This window comes from Vibrio sp. 1069 (genome assembly GCF_033340555.1).
The window spans coordinates 1-522 of record NZ_JAWOWP010000926.1; the positions used below are offsets into that span (position 1 = coordinate 1).

Consider the following 522-nt stretch of genomic DNA (forward strand, 5'->3'; position numbering starts at 1 on the left):
GGCGCTACTTTCTCTTATGGTGGAAGTTCAGCCAGACATTCTTTCGATCATTGACGATGCAAGCAGCCTAACAGCGTCTCAAAAGGCCATTAAGTACATCGAAAAGAACATTGAGAAGGATATAACGTTAGAAGGCCTAGCGGCGCACATGAGCATGTCTATTGCGACGTTAAAACGCCGCCTTGCTGCCGAAAACCTTTCTTTTTCTCAGATATTAAAAGTGAAACGTATTAACTACGCGGCAACACAACTGCGCGTTTCACAAAAATCGATAACAGAAATCGCATTTGAATCTGGATTTAAGAGCGCTGCTCACTTTAGTACCGCGTTTAAATCCATTTACAACATCACCCCTAAAGACTTTCGTAATCAGGTAGTAAGAGGTTAATCCCCTACTCCCAAAAACACGCTTGAGGATCGCTTTCAAGTTCGGCAAGGAGATCTTCAAGCGTGTGACTATGCGGCAACTTTTTGTAAGGAATCCATCGAATTTCTTCTGAGCGAGAGGCGGGAACATAAAAG

At 43.5% G+C, this 522-nt stretch carries 2 protein-coding genes; one reads left to right on the forward strand and one right to left on the reverse strand.

The genetic code is table 11. The annotated features are described in order from the left end of the window. The coding region (locus R7040_RS29845) for an AraC family transcriptional regulator (protein ID WP_318098100.1) at positions 1–388 on the forward strand (388 nt) is incomplete at its 5' end. Positions 389–392: 4 nt separating this feature from the next. On the opposite strand, the gene R7040_RS29850 is transcribed toward R7040_RS29845, so the two are convergent. Further along, a complete protein-coding gene (locus R7040_RS29850; RefSeq protein WP_267867901.1) occupies positions 393–491 on the reverse strand; it encodes a DUF3024 domain-containing protein in 99 nt (32 codons plus the stop codon). Between the last annotated feature and the right edge of the window lie 31 nt (positions 492–522).